Source organism: Bacillus sp. K2I17, assembly GCF_002209985.1.
GTDB classification, from domain to species: Bacteria; Bacillota; Bacilli; order Bacillales; family Bacillaceae_G; genus Bacillus_A; species Bacillus_A wiedmannii.
Genome location: NZ_NJGF01000019.1, coordinates 1 through 21542 on the forward strand (window position 1 = coordinate 1; position 21542 = coordinate 21542).

The following is a 21542-nucleotide window of genomic DNA, read 5'->3' on the forward strand; positions in this document are numbered from 1 at the left end:
CTCAGTGGTAGAGCTATCGGCTGTTAACCGATCGGTCGTAGGTTCGAGTCCTACCTGCGGAGCCATATTATAGAGAAGTACCCAAGTGGCTCAAGGGGCTCCCCTGCTAAGGGAGTAGATCGCGAACGCGGTGCGAGGGTTCGAATCCCTTCTTCTCTGCCAGAATTGGCCCGTTGGTCAAGTGGTTAAGACACCGCCCTTTCACGGCGGTAACACGGGTTCGAATCCCGTACGGGTCATACTAAAAGAGATAGCATAATCTGCTATCTCTTTTTTGTTGTGTAAAAGCGGACTTTGGATAGTCTGCTTTTTTTTATGGGTTTTTTGTGTCTTTAATGCTTGATAGTAATTATTGCAATAAGTTGTAGGAGATTTATATATATGCATTTATTTTTGCAACCTTTTTATTCTCTCATTCGACTATATTAGTAAAGGGAGGAAGAAATAAAAATGGACATAGCCTATCTAGTAAACCAAGCAACAAGAGGAAATGATCAAGCATTTGAACAACTTATTACTTTTGTTCGCCCAAAGCTATATCGAACAGCCTATTCTTATGTAAGAAATGAACAAGATGCACTGGATATATACCAAGAAACAATTTATGAAGCATATCTTTCATTGAGAAAATTAAAAAAGCCGGAGAAATTTCAAAGTTGGATTACTAAAATTCTTGTTTTTAAATCCATTGATTTTGTAAGAAAGTCCTCTAGACAATTTGTTGTGAATGATGAAATGTTATCTAATTTATGTACAGAAGAGAGCATGAATAAATTAGAGCAATCGCTGGATTTAACCGAGGCATTTAATTTCTTAGATCCTACTTACAAAACCATTATTTTATTAAGGTATTATCACGATTTATCTATTAAGGAAATTGCTGAGGTTCTTAATTCTCCAGAAGGAACGGTAAAATCTCAATTACATCGAGCAAAGCAAGCCTTACGCCCCATTTTAAAGGAGGGATATAGTTATGAATAAAGAAGAAATTAATCACCATATCAATGATATTCCTATACCAGAAGATCGGTTAATTCAAAGAGAAAAAACAGCCATGCTTCAAGCTAAGAAAAATCAGTACCGTAGAAAAAAAACAATTAAGTATTCTAGTCTTATTGCTTGTGGAATATGTGTTTCTCTCTTAGGTTTTGGATTCATTTCTCCTACCATGGCAAAGACATTATCGGGTGTTCCAGTTATAGGCTCCATTTATGCACAATTTAATGATATTGCTTCTGATAAAATTGAAAAGGATGAGCTTGCCGCATCAATTGAGAGACGAGATAGTCATAGTGGTTTAACGATGAATGTGAAAGAAGCTGTTTACGATGGTGGACGTTTAGTGGTCACGGTGGAATACAAAGGAGAGAATCCTATTTCCAAAAGTAATGAAGAGAAAGCTGGATTTAGTTATATAACCATTAATGGGAAAGAAGTCAGAGCTGCAATTGGTTCTACTTCACAGAAGTCAAAAGGACAAAACACCATTATTGAGCAGCATGAATTTACTCTGGCTAATTACGGTGAATTTGGTGATAAAATTGATGTTTCCGTCCATGGGAAAGATTTATTTGAACAAACAGGAATATGGAACGTAGCATTTCCTCTTACAAAAGTTGAAGGTGAGATTCATAAATTCACTCCTAATATAAAAACATCAACGAAAGATAATTTATATGCATTAACAGTAAATCAAGTAACCTTTTCTTCACTTTCAACGAGGATTGATTTGACCTTTGATTATCCAAAAGAAATGGAAGCTAATGATAGCTGGCCAGCACTTGATTATACCGTAACTGATGATAAAGGAAAAATCTACGAAGGAGTCAGCTTGCAAGTTGGTAGCACGGGACTATACGGACACCATATTGTTTTAGCTCTTCCACCAATGGATAATCCTCCAAAATCCTTAACAATTGAACCTACGTATCTTAGTGATCTAAATGATACATTAAAAAATGGAGGTGCTGAAGATTTAAAAACGACTGTGTTGCTACAATAATTAAAGAGCTTTGCTAGGTTCACATGTTTATTGACTGTTAATAAGTGACGGTATGTTAATTTGACGTGTATGGAAAAAACATCGCTGTCCAGCTAAGATAAATTTGTATCCATATAATCAAAAGACGCTATTCTTTTTGTAGAAATATACAGAAAGGATGGCGTTTGTTATGCTGTTATCATTGTCGGTTTTTGTCGGTAAGTCGATATATTGCAAAAATCGCTGATATATTTGGAGTTACGGTCCATATATTTAAAAAATCGCTGATATAATTTCACTTACCGACTAAAACATAAGAAAATCCCTTTCACAATCTAAAGAAAACGTCTCCATTGAGATGGATTCCACACCTATTCCATCAACTTTACACTCTATGTGAAAAAGTTCACAAATAGGTCATAATTTGTGAAGTAATTCACAATAATACGTGCTACAATATGAATGTAAAGAAGTTAAACAACATTAAATTAGTATTTTAATTAATTACTTAAACAATCATAAAAAAATATATGTGAACAATAGAGAGGGGAAATTACCATGAAAAAAGGTATCAATCGTGTAGTATTAGTAGGAACAGGAGCTGTAGGTTGTAGTTACGCTTACTCAATGATCAACCAAGGTGTAGCTGAAGAATTCGTATTAGTAGATGTTAATGAAGCAAAAGCAGAAGGGGAAGCAATGGACTTAAGCCATGCGGTACCATTCTCTCCATCACCAACAAAAGTTTGGAGCGGTAGCTATGCAGATTGTAAAGATGCAGATCTAGTTGTTATCACTGCTGGATTACCACAAAAGCCAGGTGAAACTCGTTTAGACTTAGTTGAGAAAAATACAAAGATCTTTAAACAAATCGTTCGCGGCATTATGGATAGCGGGTTCGATGGAATCTTCTTAATCGCAACTAACCCAGTTGATATTTTAACTTACGTAACTTGGAAAGAATCTGGTTTACCAAAAGAGCGCGTAATCGGTTCTGGTACTACTTTAGACTCTGCTCGTTTCCGTTACATGTTAGGTGACTACTTAGATGTAGATCCACGTAACGTTCATGCTTACATCGTTGGTGAACACGGTGACACTGAACTTCCAGTATGGAGCCACGCTACTATCGGTGTACAAAAACTAGAAACAATCTTAGCTAACAACGAACAGTACAAACAAGAAGACTTAGATAAAATCTTCGAAAATGTACGCGATGCAGCTTACCATATCATCGAGCGTAAAGGTGCAACTTACTACGGAATCGGTATGTCACTACTTCGTGTAACTAAAGCAATCTTAAGCAACGAGAACAGCGTATTAACTGTATCTGCATACCTTGAAGGACAATATGGTGAGAAAGATGCTTTCGTAGGTGTTCCAGCTGTTATTAACCGCGAAGGTGTACGTGAAATCGTAGAACTTGAGCTAAATGAAGAAGAAAAAGCGAAATTCGCTCATTCTGTAAAAGTATTAAAAGAAACAATGGCACCAGTACTATAATAATTGCTAAATAATTCAGAGGCGGGAAACTGCTTCCTACCTCTGAGTTTTTATATAATTTAATATAAATTCCTTTTCCGGTTTCCCTTGTATATCCCCAATATACCCCTTTTGCTGGATAAGGGTCGTTTATAGAAAAGAGCACTCTACTTTATATAGAGTGCTCTTTATTATTATTTTTTAGGTGTTAATCCTAATTTCTTTAAAATATCTGCCAGTGTACCGCTTTTTGATTTTTCAACAGGTATTTGTGATTTAGATGCATCTGGTCCTTTTTTCAAGAAGTTCTTTTCAACGAAACGAATATCTTTTTCGTCGACAATGCCATCTTTGTTAAGGTCGCCGTCTTTCACAGATAGTCCTTTTTTACCATAGTTGCTAGCGATAATTTCAGCATCTTTCATATCAATTACTTTATCAGCATTTACATCGCCAGCAAGGTTTTCGTCAGGTCGTGCATAATAATATTGACCAAGTAGTTTACCATCTTTTTCAGTACCTAGTTTTGTAGTTAGTCGGCTTGTTAAATGTCCTGGAACCTCCACGTATAAGTTATAATCACGTTTATTAACAGGAAGTCCATTCAATTTGAAGTAACCGTATTTATCAAGTGAGCCTTCAAACTTATGACGGTAAGAATCTGTTGCATATACTTTTACACCAAGCTTTGTATAATCGAATTTCTCATCTAAATATCCACGTTCATTTAAGAATGCACCAGGTTTAATATTTCCTTCTACTTTTGAGTTTAAAGACATAACTGAGAATGTTTGATCTTGAAGCACACGCATTCTGCTTGGCTCTGATTCACCTTGTTTCCAGTAAACGAACACCGGTAAATCTAATTGAGCATTTGCTTCATAAAACTCATCATTTTCTACCTTGAAAGTTACATCAATGAACGGGAAGTCACCATCTAATCCGGCGAAGTTTTTATCATCGATAGCTCCGCCTACTGTAACAGAACCTTCTTCTAGTTTCGGCTCATTTACTTTTGCGGTTACCCCTTTTTCAGAAAGGAGTTTTTCAAAAGCAGGATTCAATTTCGCATTTGCAAATTTGAAGTTCTTCTCTAGGAATTTTACGTTAAATTCTCCAGATACAAATTGTTTCACATGTTTGGCGTTTAGTGTCACAGTGAATTCATCATCTTTATATAATTCTTTTTTATCATAACTAGCTTTTGCATATTGTGCACCTTGCGGAATAAACCAATAGTTATTTACACCGCTTGGATAGTCAGGACCTGCAGTTGCATAATCGAAAATATATACGCCTGTGTTCATTGGACCTTCAGTTTTAAAGGAATCAGGTGTAATACCAACTTTAAAGTCACCATTTTCAGTAATAGGTAAAAACTTGTGCAAGTAGGGAGAATAGTCATAGTACATAACGCCGTTCGCTTCTTGCGTAATGTTTAATCCTTTTCCTCTTAAGTAGTCAACGTTAGAATCATATACATTTCCTTTAATCCATAGTGCTTTTTTACCGTCTTCTACTGTATAGTTTTCTTCATTTAATTCATAAATACCAGGCTGTAATCCAGTTAATTTCACTTCTGGCGATGTATTATCAATTACGACATAATCACCTTTCACACGTGCTTTCCCGGCTTTATCGTAGCCAACAAATTCAATTGTGTAATCTCCTTCTGGTAAGTCGATTTTTTCATCACCAATTGGTTTTGCAGGATCATTTGTAAAAGGATACACTCTGCCGTTAAAGAATGAATCTAAATAGTAATACACATCTGTTTTTAAGCCACTCGTGTTTAATGTTCCGATGAAGCCAAGTGCTTTATTTGTTTTGGAATCTTTCACGATAAGATCTAACGTTTCAAGTTCGCTATTTAATTGGAACGCCCCGTGAACATATGATTCGCGGTATGGATTGAATGTAGATGTATCAGTTGAGATTGTTTTTCTTGATAATAGTGCATTTTCAATACCAGGCTCTGACACACGAATAGAGAACGGAATTTGATACGTTTCTTCTTTATTTTTCGTATTTGTAATATGAATATATCCTTCATATCGGCCTTGCTTTGCACCAGCAGGAATATTAATTTTTGCTTCAATTTCATCTGATTTACCAGCATCAATCGTAATTGTTTCAGAAGTAGAAATTTTTACACCGTTTGCGGTAGCGTCATTAATGGCAGAAGAAGCTGGTGTATAAGAAATTTCTGTTTTAAATTCTTTCTTCTCTTGTTTATTGCGGTTTTCAATTTTAATTTTTCGTTTTTGTTCAATGGATTCCCCGTCTTTTTGATAGTATTTACCGAATGCAATGGATCCAGTTTCGTCTGGTACTTCAATCACTTCATCATTGACAATTGTTTTTGTCGTATCTAACACTTTAAAACTTGTTTCCGTGTGAACAGAGTTATAAGCATCTACTCGTCCAGCTCCAACTTCATATACGGAATACTTTTCTTTTAAATCATCAGCTGTGTTCATAAGAGATGCCTTTACATCGAATGGAGAGTATTCTGGGTGTTCTTGCAAAATAAGAGCAGCAACGCCAGCGATATGAGGAGATGCCATGGATGTTCCTTGCATACGTTCATAGGAAACATCGTAGTTTTCACCTTCTTGCGGGTCGTTAATATATTCAGGTACTGTTGAAAGTACCGCAACACCAGGCGCTGTAATATCAGGTTTAATATCATCATTTGATGTAACAGGGCCGCGTGAGCTAAAGTCTGCAAGATGATCGCCTTCTGTTTGAATATAATTTATTTCATCGAAAGTTAAGGATGTTTTGCCTTGTTCAATTTGAGCTTTTAGTTTTTCGCCATCTTCTTTCGTTAGGCGGAATGCTGGAATGTATTTTGTACTTTCGCCAATATAGTAAGGAATTTCTCCATCCACATTGTTATAAATAATAACTGCTTTTGCACCAGCTTGTTTCGCATTTGCGATTTTTTCATCAAACGAGATTGTACCACGTGCAACGAGAGCGATTTTTCCTTTTACATCTTTTTTACTAAACTCGTCAGGAGTACCGATTCCTACAGATTCAATAGGGAGAGATTGTCCTTTGAAATCCTCTATTTTATCAGTGAAGTTTTTGCCGAATAAAATTAGGTTAGGGAATTGTAATTGCCCAGCATGACCGGATAGTTTCGGTAAGGAAATAGAGCTATCACTTGCTCCAACTGTAATAGCAAATGGAGAAGCGCCTGGTGACCCAAGTGTCGCTGGATTTGGGCCAGAGTTCCCGGCAGCAACGACTGTAACAACGCCCGAAAGCATTGCGTTATTGACAGCGATAGACGTTGGATCAAGCGGATTGTTGCTATCGTCACCTAACGATAAGTTAATGACGTTCATACCGTCAGAAATAGATTTATCGATTGCAGCAATAATACCAGAACTATCGCCGCTTCCGTAAGGACCTAGTACACGATAGTTATACAGTTCAATGTCAGGTGCAACACCTTTTACTGCGGAATCTGATTTATTTTTCTTTTGAGCAGAAACGATACCTGCTACGTGAGTACCATGCGCGGTATAGAAGGAAGAACCACGATCATCAAATTCAGGAGCGCCAGATTGTTGCCACTCTGTATAAGTTGTTTCCATCGGATCTGCATCGTTATTAATAAAGTCCCAACCTTTTACGGAGTTTGGGTCTACCTTACTAGAATCCTCACCCGGTTTTGCGCGATAGCCTTTATACACGTCTTTTAAGTCAGGGTGATTGTAATCAATACCTGTATCTAGTACACCAACTTTAATTCCTTTTCCGGTAATGCCCTCGCTATGTAACTTATCTACCCCAATTTGGGGAATGCTATCTGTTAGTTTTTGAGGTGCTTTCTGCTCTGCTTGTTTTGGTAAATTTAATTTCACTTCGTAATCTTTCCAAATACGTTTTACAACGCCAATGCGTAACAATTCTTCAACTGTATTTGCAGGTAACGTTAGCGCAACACCATTTATAGCGTGCTTATAAGAACGTTTAATTAGTACAGACTGGAAATTCCCTGATTTTACTGATGGGCTGAATTGATAAAGGCGTTTTAATCCTTTTTGGAATTCCTCATGTTCTTGATCAATACGTGCCTTTATATTTTCAGGAGCAGCTTGTAATCCTTTTTCTTTTTGTTTTAATTCATTAATCTTTACTGGAGCAGTTTGAAATTCTACAATGATATTTACTGGTTCAGAACTACTCGTATTAATATCTGGCGAAATAGTAAAACCAGGATTGGCATCTAACGTTTGTAATGCTTGGCGCTGTTCTTTAGAAAGTTTTGATAGTAAAGACTGGGCGTTTGAAGAGTCAATTTGGTTAATAGGGTTTTCAGCAAGTACATTGAACGGAAGGGCAGTTGAAAATAGAACGCCAGCCGTCACAATTCCGGTAACAAAACGATTTTTCTTTTTCATATATAGGCCTCCGATAATTTATATTTTAAAAATTATTTCTCCACGCCTGGTGTTTGTTCTGCATGAAATGTCCAGTTTAGCTGCAGGGAATCACCCTGGAATTTATTTTGATCTTGGTCGTTGTCTTCAAAGGAGAAGAGAACGTGTAAATAATCTGTTTCACCAGATTTAATACCATCTATTAAGTTATGACGTTCTAGAGAAGTAGCTACATCCTCCGGTTTCATAGTTTTTAATTCTGATAATTTTGTTTCCCACAAAATTTCATGATCATCGTTTGGATTAGATGGCTTTCCATCATTCACTAAAAATTTGACGATGATGTGATCGCCTAAATCTTCACCATCATTATTTTGCTTTGCATCTGTAACTTCATAGGATGTTTCAAGTGCTACTTTTGCAATATGCAATGTTCCTTTATTTTCAAGCTTGAAGTTTCTTTCAATCAAATCACCTGGTTTTAAATCTTTCACATTAACAATTACACTTGGGTTAATAGAAAGATCTAGTGTACCAGCTTGAAATGAGTTACTAGATGTTTCAGAATCACTGAAATAGGCGAATACACCGCCGAATGTAAGGGATAAGCCAAGTGAAGCTGTGACAACTCCCATTCCAACCTTTTGTTTTAATGACATAAGAAAGCCTCCTAATTTAATTTTTTATCAAACTTTTTCTTGGAGCATGGACAGAGTAAACATAGTGTTTCAGTATGAATTATATTTGCGAGAGTTCGTAGTTCTTTATTGAGAACAAGTATATGCTTATGAATTTTCCATTTCAATAAAATTGTGACAAAAAATGTTGAGAAACATTTTTTTATGACAGATTATTTTGTTGTGATTTTAAGTGATAAATAGCAAGTAAAATAGAATCAATCTAATGAAATAAAGGTTGAGAAATAAATAATAGGATGAAAGCCTAGTAGGAAATGAAGCGTTTGCAATGGATATTCGTCAAAATTCGATATTTTACACAGTAAATTTGAATATTTTAAGCGAAATTAAAGAAAAAAACGAATATTTTTTAAAAAATAACAAGGATATTTCAGTTTTTCGCAGAAATGATAAAGAGTAAAAAATTTCTGTCATCTTAGTGAGGTGAACATATTGGATGTAATAAATTGTGAAGAAGTGAAACGAGATGAGTTTCATACAGAAAAGTACTATGACAGTTATAACATCTTTGGGGCACATATTGTGACGGAAGATGGGATGCGAGGTGTACGATTCACAGTATGGGCTCCTCATGCGAAAGCAATGAGTGTTGTTGGAGATTTTAATGAATGGGATTATGAGCAACATAAGATGCTACAAGTGACAGAAGAGGGGATTTGGTCCTTGTTTGTACCGCATATTGAAGAGAATGAGATATATAAGTATGCGATTGAAACGATGGATGGTGACGTTATTTTAAAAGCAGATCCTTACGCAGTATATGCAGAAGTAAGACCAAATACGGCATCTGTAGTTTTTGATATAGAGGGATATGAATGGAATGATAAAAACTGGATTCGTAAGAGAAAGAAAAAATCGATTTATAAAGAAGCGATGACAGTTTATGAATTACATTTCGGTTCTTGGAAAAAGAAAGAAGATGGCGCTCTGTATTCTTATAGAGAAATGGCCGAGGAGCTCATTCCGTATGTGGTGGAACATCAATTTACACATATTGAAATTATGCCGCTTGTTGAGCATCCATATGATCGTTCTTGGGGATATCAAGGGACGGGATATTATGCAGCGACAAGTAGATTCGGCACGCCACATGATTTGATGTATTTTGTCGATGAATGTCATAAATATGGAATCGGTGTCATTTTAGATTGGGTGCCGGGGCATTTTTGTAAAGATGCTCACGGTTTATATTTGTTTGATGGGACACCGACTTATGAATATAAAGATATAGATGTACAAGAAAACCTAGTATGGGGAACTGTTAATTTTGATTTAGGGAAGAGGGAAGTACGTAATTTTTTAATTTCAAATGCGTTATTTTGGATGAAGTATTTCCACATTGACGGTTTCAGGGTGGATGCAGTTGCGAATATGCTGTACTGGAATAAAGAAGGACAAGAGCAAAGTAATGAGCACGCTGTTTCATTTTTACGAGAGTTAAATGAAGCGGTGTTTGCAGAAGATGAAGATTTTCTTATGACAGCAGAAGATTCAACAGCTTGGCCACTTGTAACAGCTCCAACGTATGAAGGTGGGCTTGGGTTCAATTACAAATGGAATATGGGCTGGATGAATGATGTGCTGAAATATATGGAGTGTGCGCCTGAGTACAGGAAGTATATTCATGAGAAAATGACGTTCTCTTTAATATATGCTTACTCTGAAAATTTCATATTACCGCTTTCTCATGATGAAGTCGTTCATGGGAAAAAGTCGTTATTAAATAAAATGCCAGGAGATTACTGGGATAAGTTTGCTCAACTTCGTTTATTATATGGATATTTCTTTACTCATCCAGGTAAGAAATTGCTCTTTATGGGTGGAGAATTCGGGCAGTTTGATGAGTGGAAAGACCTTGAAGATTTAGATTGGAATTTACATGATTTTGAAATGCATCGTTATATGCATGATTACTTTAAAGAGCTCATAGCATTGTATAAGCGCTCCAAACCACTTTGGCAGCTTGATCATTCACCTGAAGGATTTCAGTGGATAGATGCTAATAATCATGAGCAAAGTATTTTCTCGTTTATCCGCCAAGGGGATAAACAAGAAGATGCGTTAGTTGTCGTATGTAATTTTACGAAAGCTACATATGAAAACTATAAAGTAGGTTTGCCAGATTTCGAGTATTATAACGAGATTTTAAACAGTGACGCTGAGCAATATGGCGGATCGGGGCAAGTGAATAAGAAACGTCTCAAGACGATTCAAGAACCGTATCATAATCAAGCGGCACATGTAGAAATTACAATTCCACCATTTGGCGTATCCATATTACGACCAGTGAAGACGAGAAAGGGGAGCAAAAAACAAGATGGCTCAAAAGCAAAAGTGCGTAGCAATGTTACTAGCAGGGGGAAAAGGTAGTCGATTAAGTGCATTAACAAAAAATTTAGCCAAGCCAGCTGTTCCATTTGGTGGTAAATATCGCATTATTGACTTTACGCTAAGTAACTGTGCGAATTCTGGTATTGAAACGGTTGGGATTTTGACGCAATATCAACCACTCGAACTTCATAATTATATCGGAATCGGCAATGCTTGGGATTTAGACCGAGTAAGCGGTGGAGTCACAGTGTTACCTCCTTATGCGGAGTCTTCAGGTGTGAAGTGGTACACAGGTACAGCAAGTGCCATTTATCAAAACTTAAACTATTTAAGTCAATATGAACCAGAGTATGTTCTGATTTTATCAGGCGATCATATTTATAAAATGGATTACAGTAAAATGCTAGATTACCATATTGAGAAAGAAGCGGACGTTTCGATTTCTGTTATTGAAGTGCCGTGGGATGAAGCGAGTCGCTTCGGTATTATGAATACGAACGAAGAGATGGAGATTGTTGAATTTGAAGAGAAACCGCAATTTCCAAGAAGTAATCTTGCATCAATGGGAATTTATATTTTTAACTGGGCAATTTTGAAAGAGTATTTAGAGATGGATGCAAGAAATCCTGAATCTAGTAATGATTTCGGAAAAGATGTACTTCCGCTTTTATTAGATGAAGGGAAAAAGCTGATGGCGTATCCGTTTGAAGGATATTGGAAAGATGTTGGAACGGTGAAAAGCTTATGGGAAGCGAATATGGATTTACTTCGCGATGAAACATCGCTGAATTTAAACGATCGTAATTGGCGTATTTATTCTGTGAATCCAAATGAGCCACCTCAATATATTGCAGAAAAGGCAAAAGTAGAAGAATCACTTATTAACGAAGGATGCGTCATTGAAGGGGACGTGAAGCATTCTGTATTATTCCAAGGGGTGACGGTGGAAGAAGGTAGTATGGTTATTGATTCCGTCGTTATGCCAGGAGCGAAGATTGGTAAAAATGTTGTGATTGAAAGAGCGATTGTTGGATCGGAAATGGTTATTGAAGATGGAACAATTATTCGTCCAGAAAAAAATGTCGACGATGTAGTACTCATTGCTGAAGGGAAATAGAAAAGGGGGATGAAATGAATGGGAGAAAAAATGTTAGGAATTATTAATGCAACGGGAAGTTTTCCTTCCTTAAAGAAAGTAACAGGGCATCGTTCATTAGCGGCGTTACCATTTGGGGGCCGTTATCGACTCATTGATTTCATGCTTTCAAATATGGTGAATTCTAATATTCATAGTGTAGCGGTTTTTACAAGTCATAAAAACCGTTCACTAATGGACCATGTTGGTTCAGGAAAACAGTGGGATTTAGATAGAAAAAGAGACGGACTGTTTTTATTCCCGCCAAATTGCCAATGTGACCAAGATGAATTTGGGTCTTTTGCACATTTTAGAAGACATATTGATTATTTTTTAAGAGCTAGAGAAGAATACGTTGTTATTACGAATAGCCATCTCGTAACAGCATTAAATTTTCAAGCGGTGTTAGAGCGACATATACATACGGCAGCTGATATTACTGAAGTTTGCCATGAAGGGGTTTCGCTTCAAACATACGTGTTAAAGAAACAATTATTGTTAGATTTATTTGAGACATATAAAGATGTGGAGCAATACAGTTTATTTGATGTAGTGAGAGAAAAGCGCGGAAAATCACTGCATATTGCTACGTATGAACATACAGGATATGTAGCTATTATTGATTCAATTGAAAGTTACTATAAACATAGCTTAGAAATTTTGCAACCTGCTATTTGGAAGCAATTATTTAAGAAAGAAGCACCGATCTTTACGAAAGTAAAAGATGAACCACCAACTCGTTACCTGAAGGGTGCAGCCGTGAAAAATACAATGATTGCAAACGGCAGTATTATTGAAGGAGAAGTAGAAAATAGTGTTATCTCCCGTTCTGTTAAAATTGGAAAAGGCTCAATTGTTCGTAATAGCATTATTATGCAAAAGAGCAAAATTGGAGATAACTGTATAATAGACGGTGTTATTATTGATAAAGACGTGAAAATTGGTGACGGTGTTGTACTAAAAGGAAACGCCGATGAGCCATATGTTGTAGAAAAAGGAAGCATTCAAAACAGTACGATTAATAGTTATTCTTAAAAGAATCAGTGGGGGTTTTTCCTCCACTGATTAAAGCATTCATTCAAATGAAAACTCGAAGGGAGGAAGCTGCAAGGGAAGTCGTATAAGCTTTTCGTGCAGTGGGACAACAAGTGAATATTTTATTTGCAGTATCAGAATGTGTACCATTTGTTAAATCGGGAGGATTAGCTGATGTAGCAGGTGCGCTCCCAAAAGAGCTAAAAAAATTAGGCGTGGACGTTCGCATTATACTTCCAAATTATAGTCTTATTCCGCAAAAATTAAGGGATGGATGTACGTTACATAAAGTAATTAACGTCCCGCTTGGGTGGAGAAATCAATATTGCGGAATTTTAAAAGGTGAGCAAGACGGGATTACGTATTACTTAATAGATAATGAATATTATTTTAAGAGAGATTCTCTATATGGTCATTATGATGACGGAGAGCGTTTTTCTTATTTTTCGAAAGCAGTTTTAGAGTGTATTCCGCATCTTGATTTTGAAGTGGATGTTCTTCATAGCCACGATTGGCATACAGCTATGGTGAATTTCTTACTGCGTGAAAAGTATCAAGATAATCCATTATATGAGCATATTAAAACGGTGTATACGATTCATAATTTGCAGTTCCAAGGTGTATTTCCTCCTGAAGTGATGTACGACTTGTTAGAACTTGGTGATGAATATTTTCATAGTGAGCAGCTAGAGTTTTATGGAAATGTGAACTTTATGAAGGGCGGAATTATTGCTTCTGATCAAATTACAGCGGTTAGCCCGACATACAAAGAGGAAATTCAATATGAGTTTTTCGGTGAGAAGTTAGATGGGTTGTTACGAAAAAATAATGGTAAGCTTAGCGGCATCGTAAATGGAATTGATACGAGCGTATATAATCCAGAAACAGATTCGTATATTACTGCTCAGTATGATGCAGAGTCATTAGAGGAAAAGAATGAAAATAAACGCGCCTTGCAGCGTTATTTTGGTTTGCCAGAAAAAGAAGATACACCAATTATTTCGATGGTAACGAGATTAACGAAGCAAAAAGGTCTTGATTTAGTACGTACTGTATTCCGCGAAATAATGGAGGAAGATGTGCAATGTATTATTTTAGGATCAGGTGATTCTGAATATGAACAATTCTTTGAGTGGATGGCATACGAGTATCCTGAGAAGGTAAAAGTGTATATCGGATTTAATGAAGAACTAGCCCACCAAGTGTATGCGGGAAGTGATTTATTCTTAATGCCATCACTATTTGAACCGTGTGGACTTGGACAACTTATCGCATTAGCGTACGGTACAATTCCGATTGTAAGAGAGACAGGCGGATTAAATGATACTGTACAATCTTATGACGAAGAAACTGGAGAAGGAAATGGTTTCAGTTTCACGAACTTTAATGCGCATGACATGTTGCACACGGTTCTTCGTGCGATTGAATTTTATCATGATAAACCGGTATGGGAGCAGCTTGTAAAACAAGCGATGACTGAAGATTATAGCTGGGAGAAATCAGCTCTTGCCTATAAGAAATTGTATAAAAGTCTCATGGAATAACATGTAGGTGGTGAAGAAATGTTTACTCATGTTGAAAGTTTCAAATCAGCTTTTCTAGAAAAGTTAGAGACGATGTATGGTAAAAGTTTTAAAGACTCTACAACTCGTGATCAATACAATACGCTTGGGTACATGGTACGTGAGTATATGAATAGTCAATGGATTGCAACGAACGAAAGTTATCGGTCTGGAGAGCAAAAGCAAATGTATTACTTATCCATTGAGTTTTTACTTGGGCGTTTGCTTGGAAGTAACATATTAAATTTAGGCATCAGGGATGTATGTGAGCAAGGACTTTCTGAGCTTGGGATTTCTTTGCAACAGTTAGAAGAGGTGGAAGCAGATGCAGGTCTTGGAAATGGTGGACTTGGACGATTAGCAGCCTGTTTCCTTGATTCACTTGCATCTTTAAACTTACCAGGTCATGGCTGTGGAATTCGTTACAAGCACGGCTTATTTGATCAAAAAATTGTTGATGGTTATCAAGTTGAATTTCCAGAACAGTGGCTTCTGCATGAAAACGTATGGGAAGTAAGAAGGCATGATCAAGCTGTAGAAGTAAGTTATTTCGGCAATGTTGAACCGCTATACATTGACGGGCGTTTAGAGTTCAGGCATACGAATGCAGAAGTGATTATGGCAGTACCATATGACGTTCCAGTAGTAGGTTATGAGACGAGTACTGTAAATACACTCAGACTTTGGAATGCTGAACCAGTTCCTTTCCCGCAAAATTGCAAAGATATTTTGAAATATAAGCGTGAAACAGAGGCGGTATCGGAGTTTTTATATCCAGATGATACGCATGATGAGGGGAAAATACTTCGTTTGAAGCAACAGTATTTCCTCGTATCAGCAAGTTTGCAAAATATCGTTCGTATGCATAGAGAAAGATATGGTGACCTTCGTCAATTACATGAGAAAATTGCGATTCATATTAATGATACACATCCAGTTTTGGCGATTCCAGAACTAATGCGTATTTTATTAGATGAAGAAAAACTAGCATGGGAAGAAGCTTGGCACATAACGACACAAACGATTTCTTATACGAATCATACGACGTTATCAGAAGCGCTTGAGAAGTGGCCAATTCACATTTTTAAACCGTTATTACCGAGAATTTATATGATTATTGAAGAGATTAATGAACGTTTCTGTCATGAACTTTGGGAACGTTATCCATATGAATGGCATCGTATTGAAGAGATGGCGATTATTGCGCATGATCTTGTGAAAATGGCTCATTTAGCAATTGTCGGTAGCCATAGCGTAAATGGTGTAGCAAAAATTCATACGGAAATTTTAAAGCAACGTGAAATGCGATTGTTTTATGAGTTTTATCCAGATAAGTTTAATAATAAAACGAATGGAATCGCTCATAGACGTTGGTTAATGAAGGCGAATCCGCAGCTGACAAACCTTATTTCGGAGGCGATTGGAACAGAGTGGAAGAAAGAACCGATTAAGCTTCAAGAGCTACAATTAGTTCAATATGATGCGAGTTTTCAAGAGAAATTTGCAGAGGTAAAACAAGAGCGTAAAGAGATTTTAGCGGAGCGTATTCATAATAAAATGGGGATTACAATTGATCCTAATTCTATTTTTGATGTGCAAGTAAAAAGACTACATGCTTACAAACGACAACTATTAAACGTTCTTCATATTTTATATTTGTATAACCGTTTGAAAGAGGATGCTAGTTTTACATTTTATCCGCGTACTTTTATCTTTGGAGCGAAAGCATCACCTGGCTATTACTATGCGAAAAAAATTATTAAATTAATCAATGAACTCGCAAGGAAAGTGAATAATGATCCGTACGTAAGCCAATATATGAAAGTTATCTTTCTAGAAAACTATCGAGTGTCTTTAGCGGAAGATATATTCCCAGCTGCGGATGTGAGTGAGCAAATTTCAACTGCGAGTAAAGAAGCATCAGGAACAGGGAATATGAAATTTATGATGAATGGTGCGATTACACTCGGAACGTTAGACGGAGCTAATGTTGAAATAAAAGACCGGGTCGGTGATGATAACTGTTTCATTTTTGGCTTAACAGCGGAAGAGGTTCTTCATTACTATCAAAATGGTGGATATCGTGCAAGTGATTATTATCACCACAATATGCATATTAAAAAAGTAGTAGATCAGTTAACGAATGGTTTCTTTGCACATTCGGGAGCTGAATTTGAAGCGATTTATGATTCTCTCGTAATTCAAAATGATGAATACTTCGTTCTGCGAGATTTTGGTCCATATGCGGAAAGACAAGAAGCTGTCGGTAGAGCGTATGAAAACCGAACGAAGTGGCTAGAAATGTCGATTTTAAATATTGCACAGTCTGGTCATTTTGCGAGTGATCGAACGATTTTACAGTATAGTAATGAGATTTGGAGTATTGGTAATGCCGTTACACAGTATTAAGTGAAAGTCCCTTTTGAAGGGACTTTTATTCATGGAGACAAAGTGTATTCACTTTTAAAAGAGGAATATAATTGCTAAAAAACGAGCTTAATCTCATTAAGCTCGTTTTTCCTTTTTTGCTTAAGAAAGAAATGGGATGGCAGTATACATGATACCTGTTCCACCATATTCTCCAGTCGCAAAGTATGAAAATGTAAAGAAACCCGTAAACGTAAAAATTACAATGAGAAAAAGTGCAAAGATAAATTTTAGCATGTAAGGTCCCCTCATCCAAAAATAACTTCATATATTATTATAGTATAAGGATATAGGGTTTCCAATCATTACCTGGTTAAAAATGAGAAGTCAGACATGTTTTGTATGTTGTCATGGCATGATTATTTGTAATAGATTTTGTGTTTTTTGTAAAAGTCATGTTGTGATGAACGTGTGCATATTCCCAGTCTTGGTCATTAAAATGGACATTGCGCGGAGGGAGAAGAGGAACGACATCAAATAGATTAACGAAGCGAAAGCTACTAGCTACTTGTAGTTTATAATAATTACGAAATGCAATATCGCCCACTTTGGGAGAGGCAAATGTATAAAGACCGTACTGTGCGAAGGCGGTGTTGATACGCGCATCGAGTATATGTAGTGTGGCGAGCGCGCCGCCTAAGCTATGACCTGTTGCAAGGAGTTTTTTATGGGCTGGTAGTGATACGAGCATATCCATAATAGAATCTCGGCAAGATTCATAAATGGAAAGAAAGCCGTTATGGACATTTCCGCTGTTTAAAGCATATGGGTATGGTTTTTGGTTAACGAGTGAATCGATAATCCAGTCTGTATCTGTTTGTGTTCCGCGAAAAGCTACAATAATCGTATCCTCAGATTCTAGTATGAATCCGAACCATTCTGTCGTTTGAATGGTTTTTCCTTGAAAGCCTTGTACATATTGAAAACCATCCGGTATTTCGAAAATCCCATTTTGTTTATATTGTTCATACGTTAACTCACAACAAGAAGCTAACAATATGGCGGTATCTTTATCGAAGGATAAAGGAGTACGCATTAAGGAAGCCCTCCTTAAGAAAAGGTATAGTTCAATATATGCAGTGAGGGACTTGATTCATTCTTTTGGAGGGGGCAAATAGTTTGTATCGCGTATATAAATTAGTGGATGAAATTATAGCGACTTATGGACGAATCATGCCAAAATAAAACAGCACCCTATAAGGGCACTGTTTACTCTTTTCCATCTAATAAACGTCCAAGTCCGCCTAAGACGCTGCCTTCACCGCTGTTTTGAGCTGCTGGGCTTGTAAGACGTGCTGCTAAACGGCTAAGTGTTAAGGACTGAATCCAAACCGTTCCAGGACCTTCTAACGTTGCGAAGAATAAGCCTTCGCCGCCAAATAGAGCTGTTTTTACTTTTCCAACGAACTCGATATCGTAGTTAACGTCTTTTGTCATGGCAACGAGACAACCTGTATCGATGCGAAGTCTTTCGCCAGGTTTTAATTCACGCTTATATACAGTTCCTCCTGCATGCATGAAAGCGAGTCCATCACCTTCAAGTTTCTGCATGATGAAACCTTCACCACCGAAGAAACCAGTTCCAATTTTTTTCGTAAACTCAATTCCGATAGAAACGCCCTTTGCTGCACAAAGAAACGCGTCTTTTTGACAAACGACTTTCCCTTGATATTGTGTTAAATCAACAGGGATGATTTTTCCTGGATAAGGAGCGGCGAATGATACGTGGCGCTTGCCATGACCTGTATTTGTAAAGACAGTCATAAACATACTTTCACCTGTAACAAGACGCTTACCAGCGCCCATTAATTTACCGAATAGACCACTAGATGGGCCAGAACCATCACCGAAAATGGTTTCCATTTCGATATGATCTTCCATCATCATCATTGCGCCAGCCTCTGCGATAACGCTTTCTTCTGGATCTAATTCAATTTCAACAAACTGCATATCATCGCCATATAATTTATACTCGATTTCATGTGCTTGCATTTTTTCACCTCATCATATGTAGTAATTATATTGTACAGAAATCAAAGGAATTAGAATACTGTAGATTTGTTAATTTTTGAATAAAAATAGAATGAAAATTTAAGGTTATACTAGGATTATAAAAAACGATGGGTTGAAAGTGTTCTCATTTGACGTTTTTGACATAGCATGATATAGTGAAAATACTATTGAGCTACATAATGTGGTACGGAAATAAAGCACGTTGTATTAAAGGCTGTAAGCTTGTTATACATTCATGTCCTTTATATCCACCTTTTCATGTGGATTCATAGTTTCATTTTTATTTAGGAGGTACATGACATGCAAACAGGTAAAGTTAAATGGTTTAACGGCGAAAAAGGTTTTGGCTTCATCGAAGTTGAAGGCGGAGAAGACGTATTCGTACATTTCTCAGCTATCCAAGGCGACGGCTTCAAAACTTTAGAAGAAGGTCAAGAAGTTTCTTTCGAAATCGTTGAAGGAAACCGCGGACCACAAGCAGCTAACGTTACAAAAAACTAATTAGCTAGCGAAAAAAAGCATTCCGAATTTCGGAATGCTTTTTTTATTCTTTGGAGCTAGATTCATTTGAAGATAACTCGCCTTTGAAAGTACGCTCTTCAAAGTCATCAAGCATTTGTTCATACTCTTCATGTTCTTCTGTGGCGAAAACTTGAGGATTTTTGCCATACATGTCTGTTCCTATAAAATTTTCGAAATCCTCTACATACCCAACATTTTCTTCACTATTTACGTACATGCCATTATAGTTTTTGGAATCCTGTCTTTCTAAATCGGACGGTGTTTCCGATGTCCCATAATTTGCGACATCTTGCCATGCATCTTCAGCATCGTATTCTACAGAATGATCTTCGTCGTGCTTGTGAAAAGAAGGAGCCAACACCTCTTCTTCAACTGGTCGCGTGTTCATATTTAATTTATTTGTAGTGTGCTGAATACATGTTGTAGCGGTTGGCATTGCCTCTAATCTTTCAAACGGAATTTCTTCGCCAGATACTTCGCAAATTCCATACGTACCTTCTTCAATTTTTTGCAGGGCATGTTTTGTATCTTCTAGCTGCTTATGCCAAAATTCGATGAGCCCGAAATCTTTCTCACGTTCGTACAATTCTGTAGCCATATCACCTGGATGATTGTCATAGCTAGATAATTCTCCAACAGAATCGCGTTCAGAAGCACGATCTGTATTCTCATGAGTTTGTATTGTTTGTTCAACTTCTTGCTGTTGTTTTTCTAAAATAGATTTAAATTGATTTATTTGTTGTGGAGTTAACATAGTCGTCCACCTTCCTACAATTCAGTTTCTTTACATAGTATGAGCGTTGAGAGTAGGAATTATGAGCTGAAATTGGTATATGAAAAAGGAGCCACGTCAGCAGCTCCTTTTTATCCCGCATTAACGGGCAGTTGATTAAAGTTTCACTTTATAGGAAATATCCAAGCAATAATCCGATTCCCATGAGGAGACCGAAGATTGTATTTGTTTTTGCTGTTGCAATCATCGCAGGTACCATTTCCATTGGAATACTTTTGCCGATAAAGCCTTTCGTCGCTTTCAATGCTTTCGGTGCACTTAAAAATACGATAAGCATCCATGGTGATACGATGTTAACGATAATTAGAGCGATTGTCCAAATATAAGAAACGATGAACATAGAAGCGAGTACACCAACGGCTCTTTCGCGTCCAACGAGAATTGCTAACGTTTTACGACCGTTTTCTTTATCGCCATCTAAGTCACGAATGTTATTAGCTAGTAAAATGGCACCAATTAAAATGGAGCTTGGAATAGATAGTAAAACGACTTCTGATGTTACAGTTCCAGTTTGAATAAAGAATGAAATTCCAATAATAATGACACCCATAAATAATCCGGCTGTTAACTCTCCAAATGGTGTATATGCAATTGGAAGTGGGCCACCTGTATAAAGGTAAGCAACGGCCATACAAACAAGACCGATTGCAGCAAGCCACCAGCTAGAATTCATACAAATATAAACACCTAATAGTATTGCGATCCCGAAAAATCCAAATGCTAAGTTAAGCACCGTTTTTGGCTGAATGCCATCGCGAACGATAGCGCCGCCGATACCAACTGACCCTTCGTGATCGAGTCCTCTTTTATAATCAAAGTATTCATTAAACATGTTTGTTGCTGCTTGAATGAGAAGACAAGCGAGAAGCATCATAAGGAAAAGAGGGAGATGTATTTGATTTATACCTCCGACCTGCATCGCATAGGCTGTTCCGATGAAAACAGGAACGAAAGCTGCTGTTAATGTATGGGGACGTAGTAAACTCCACCAAATGCGCCAGCCGGTTTGCTTACTTGGCTTTGGCGCCGTAGGAGAGGAATTCGTTTCGACGTTCATTTCCATGTTGAATCCTCCTTTGGTCACATATTGTACACAACTAAGTGTAGAAAAAGCATCATTTAGTGTCAACGTTTATTTTCTAGGAAGAGAAGGTGAATTTCTCAGA

The 21542-nt window shown here is 37.1% G+C and carries 16 protein-coding genes and 2 tRNA genes; 11 read left to right on the top strand and 7 right to left on the bottom strand.

From position 1 onward, the window contains the following. Positions 1–71 precede the first annotated feature (71 nt). From CER22_RS19880 to CER22_RS19900, 5 genes are all read left to right on the top strand, one after another. A tRNA-Ser gene (locus tag CER22_RS19880) sits at positions 72–162 on the top strand. Between the two features lie 5 nt (positions 163–167). Next, positions 168–239 (top strand) — tRNA-Glu (locus tag CER22_RS19885). A gap of 211 nt (positions 240–450) precedes the next feature. Then, entirely contained in the window at positions 451–981 is a 531-nt protein-coding gene (locus tag CER22_RS19890) for a sigma-70 family RNA polymerase sigma factor (RefSeq protein ID WP_088609422.1), read from the top strand. Then, entirely contained in the window at positions 974–2002 is a 1029-nt protein-coding gene (locus tag CER22_RS19895; RefSeq protein ID WP_088609423.1) for a DUF4179 domain-containing protein, read from the top strand. The genes CER22_RS19890 and CER22_RS19895 overlap by 8 nt, the downstream gene beginning before the upstream one ends. A gap of 537 nt (positions 2003–2539) precedes the next feature. After that, on the top strand, positions 2540–3484 hold the full coding sequence (locus CER22_RS19900) for an L-lactate dehydrogenase (RefSeq protein WP_060632710.1): 945 nt from the start codon (positions 2540–2542) through the stop codon (positions 3482–3484). Between the two features lie 173 nt (positions 3485–3657). On the opposite strand, the gene CER22_RS19910 is transcribed toward CER22_RS19900, so the two are convergent. Both CER22_RS19910 and CER22_RS19915 read right to left on the bottom strand, forming a co-directional pair. Further along, positions 3658–7881, bottom strand: coding sequence for a S8 family serine peptidase (locus CER22_RS19910; protein WP_088609424.1), 4224 nt, complete (start codon positions 7879–7881; stop codon positions 3658–3660). A gap of 32 nt (positions 7882–7913) precedes the next feature. Next, positions 7914–8519: a CalY family protein gene (locus CER22_RS19915; protein WP_088064688.1), complete on the bottom strand. Its 606-nt coding sequence runs from the start codon at positions 8517–8519 to the stop codon at positions 7914–7916. A 471-nt stretch (positions 8520–8990) separates the two neighbouring features. On the opposite strand from CER22_RS19915, the gene glgB reads away from it, so the two are divergent. The 5 genes from glgB to glgP all read left to right on the top strand — a co-directional run bounded on the left by glgB (position 8991) and on the right by glgP (position 17030). Further along, complete coding sequence (gene glgB / locus CER22_RS19920; protein ID WP_060486611.1) at positions 8991–10928, top strand: 1,4-alpha-glucan branching protein GlgB; 1938 nt, start codon at positions 8991–8993, stop codon at positions 10926–10928. After that, positions 10876–12006 (top strand): glucose-1-phosphate adenylyltransferase, encoded by a 1131-nt coding sequence (gene glgC / locus CER22_RS19925; protein ID WP_000057613.1) that lies wholly within the window; start codon positions 10876–10878, stop codon positions 12004–12006. The genes glgB and glgC overlap by 53 nt, the downstream gene beginning before the upstream one ends. Before the next feature lie 18 nt (positions 12007–12024). Then, positions 12025–13059 carry a glucose-1-phosphate adenylyltransferase subunit GlgD gene (gene glgD, locus CER22_RS19930; protein ID WP_000504142.1) on the top strand — a complete coding sequence of 345 codons (1035 nt, stop codon included), beginning with the start codon at positions 12025–12027 and terminating at the stop codon, positions 13057–13059. 113 nt (positions 13060–13172) lie between these two features. Further along, positions 13173–14603: a glycogen synthase GlgA gene (gene glgA / locus CER22_RS19935; RefSeq protein WP_002203738.1), complete on the top strand. Its 1431-nt coding sequence runs from the start codon at positions 13173–13175 to the stop codon at positions 14601–14603. Positions 14604–14621: 18 nt separating this feature from the next. Then, positions 14622–17030 carry a glycogen phosphorylase gene (gene glgP, locus CER22_RS19940; RefSeq protein ID WP_087984936.1) on the top strand — a complete coding sequence of 803 codons (2409 nt, stop codon included), beginning with the start codon at positions 14622–14624 and terminating at the stop codon, positions 17028–17030. A 120-nt stretch (positions 17031–17150) separates the two neighbouring features. On the opposite strand, the gene CER22_RS33705 is transcribed toward glgP, so the two are convergent. The 3 genes from CER22_RS33705 to CER22_RS19955 form a co-directional block, all read right to left on the bottom strand. After that, on the bottom strand, positions 17151–17285 hold the full coding sequence (locus CER22_RS33705; RefSeq protein WP_002015803.1) for a hypothetical protein: 135 nt from the start codon (positions 17283–17285) through the stop codon (positions 17151–17153). A gap of 76 nt (positions 17286–17361) precedes the next feature. Beyond that, complete coding sequence (locus CER22_RS19950; RefSeq protein WP_001260119.1) at positions 17362–18084, bottom strand: lipase family protein; 723 nt, start codon at positions 18082–18084, stop codon at positions 17362–17364. Positions 18085–18257: 173 nt separating this feature from the next. Then, the gene (locus CER22_RS19955) at positions 18258–19040 is read right to left on the bottom strand and encodes a TIGR00266 family protein (RefSeq protein ID WP_001147830.1); all 783 of its coding nucleotides are present in this window, start codon (positions 19038–19040) and stop codon (positions 18258–18260) included. Positions 19041–19361: 321 nt separating this feature from the next. Here CER22_RS19955 and cspD point away from each other — a divergent pair, with 321 nt between their 5' ends. Continuing rightward, positions 19362–19562 carry a cold-shock protein CspD gene (gene cspD, locus CER22_RS19960; RefSeq protein ID WP_001193052.1) on the top strand — a complete coding sequence of 67 codons (201 nt, stop codon included), beginning with the start codon at positions 19362–19364 and terminating at the stop codon, positions 19560–19562. 43 nt (positions 19563–19605) lie between these two features. Here cspD and CER22_RS19965 read toward each other — a convergent pair whose 3' ends face one another. Both CER22_RS19965 and CER22_RS19970 read right to left on the bottom strand, forming a co-directional pair. Further along, positions 19606–20337 carry a yteA family sporulation protein gene (locus CER22_RS19965; protein ID WP_048541151.1) on the bottom strand — a complete coding sequence of 244 codons (732 nt, stop codon included), beginning with the start codon at positions 20335–20337 and terminating at the stop codon, positions 19606–19608. Between the two features lie 148 nt (positions 20338–20485). Further along, on the bottom strand, positions 20486–21439 hold the full coding sequence (locus tag CER22_RS19970; protein ID WP_060486613.1) for a 1,4-dihydroxy-2-naphthoate polyprenyltransferase: 954 nt from the start codon (positions 21437–21439) through the stop codon (positions 20486–20488). Between the last annotated feature and the right edge of the window lie 103 nt (positions 21440–21542).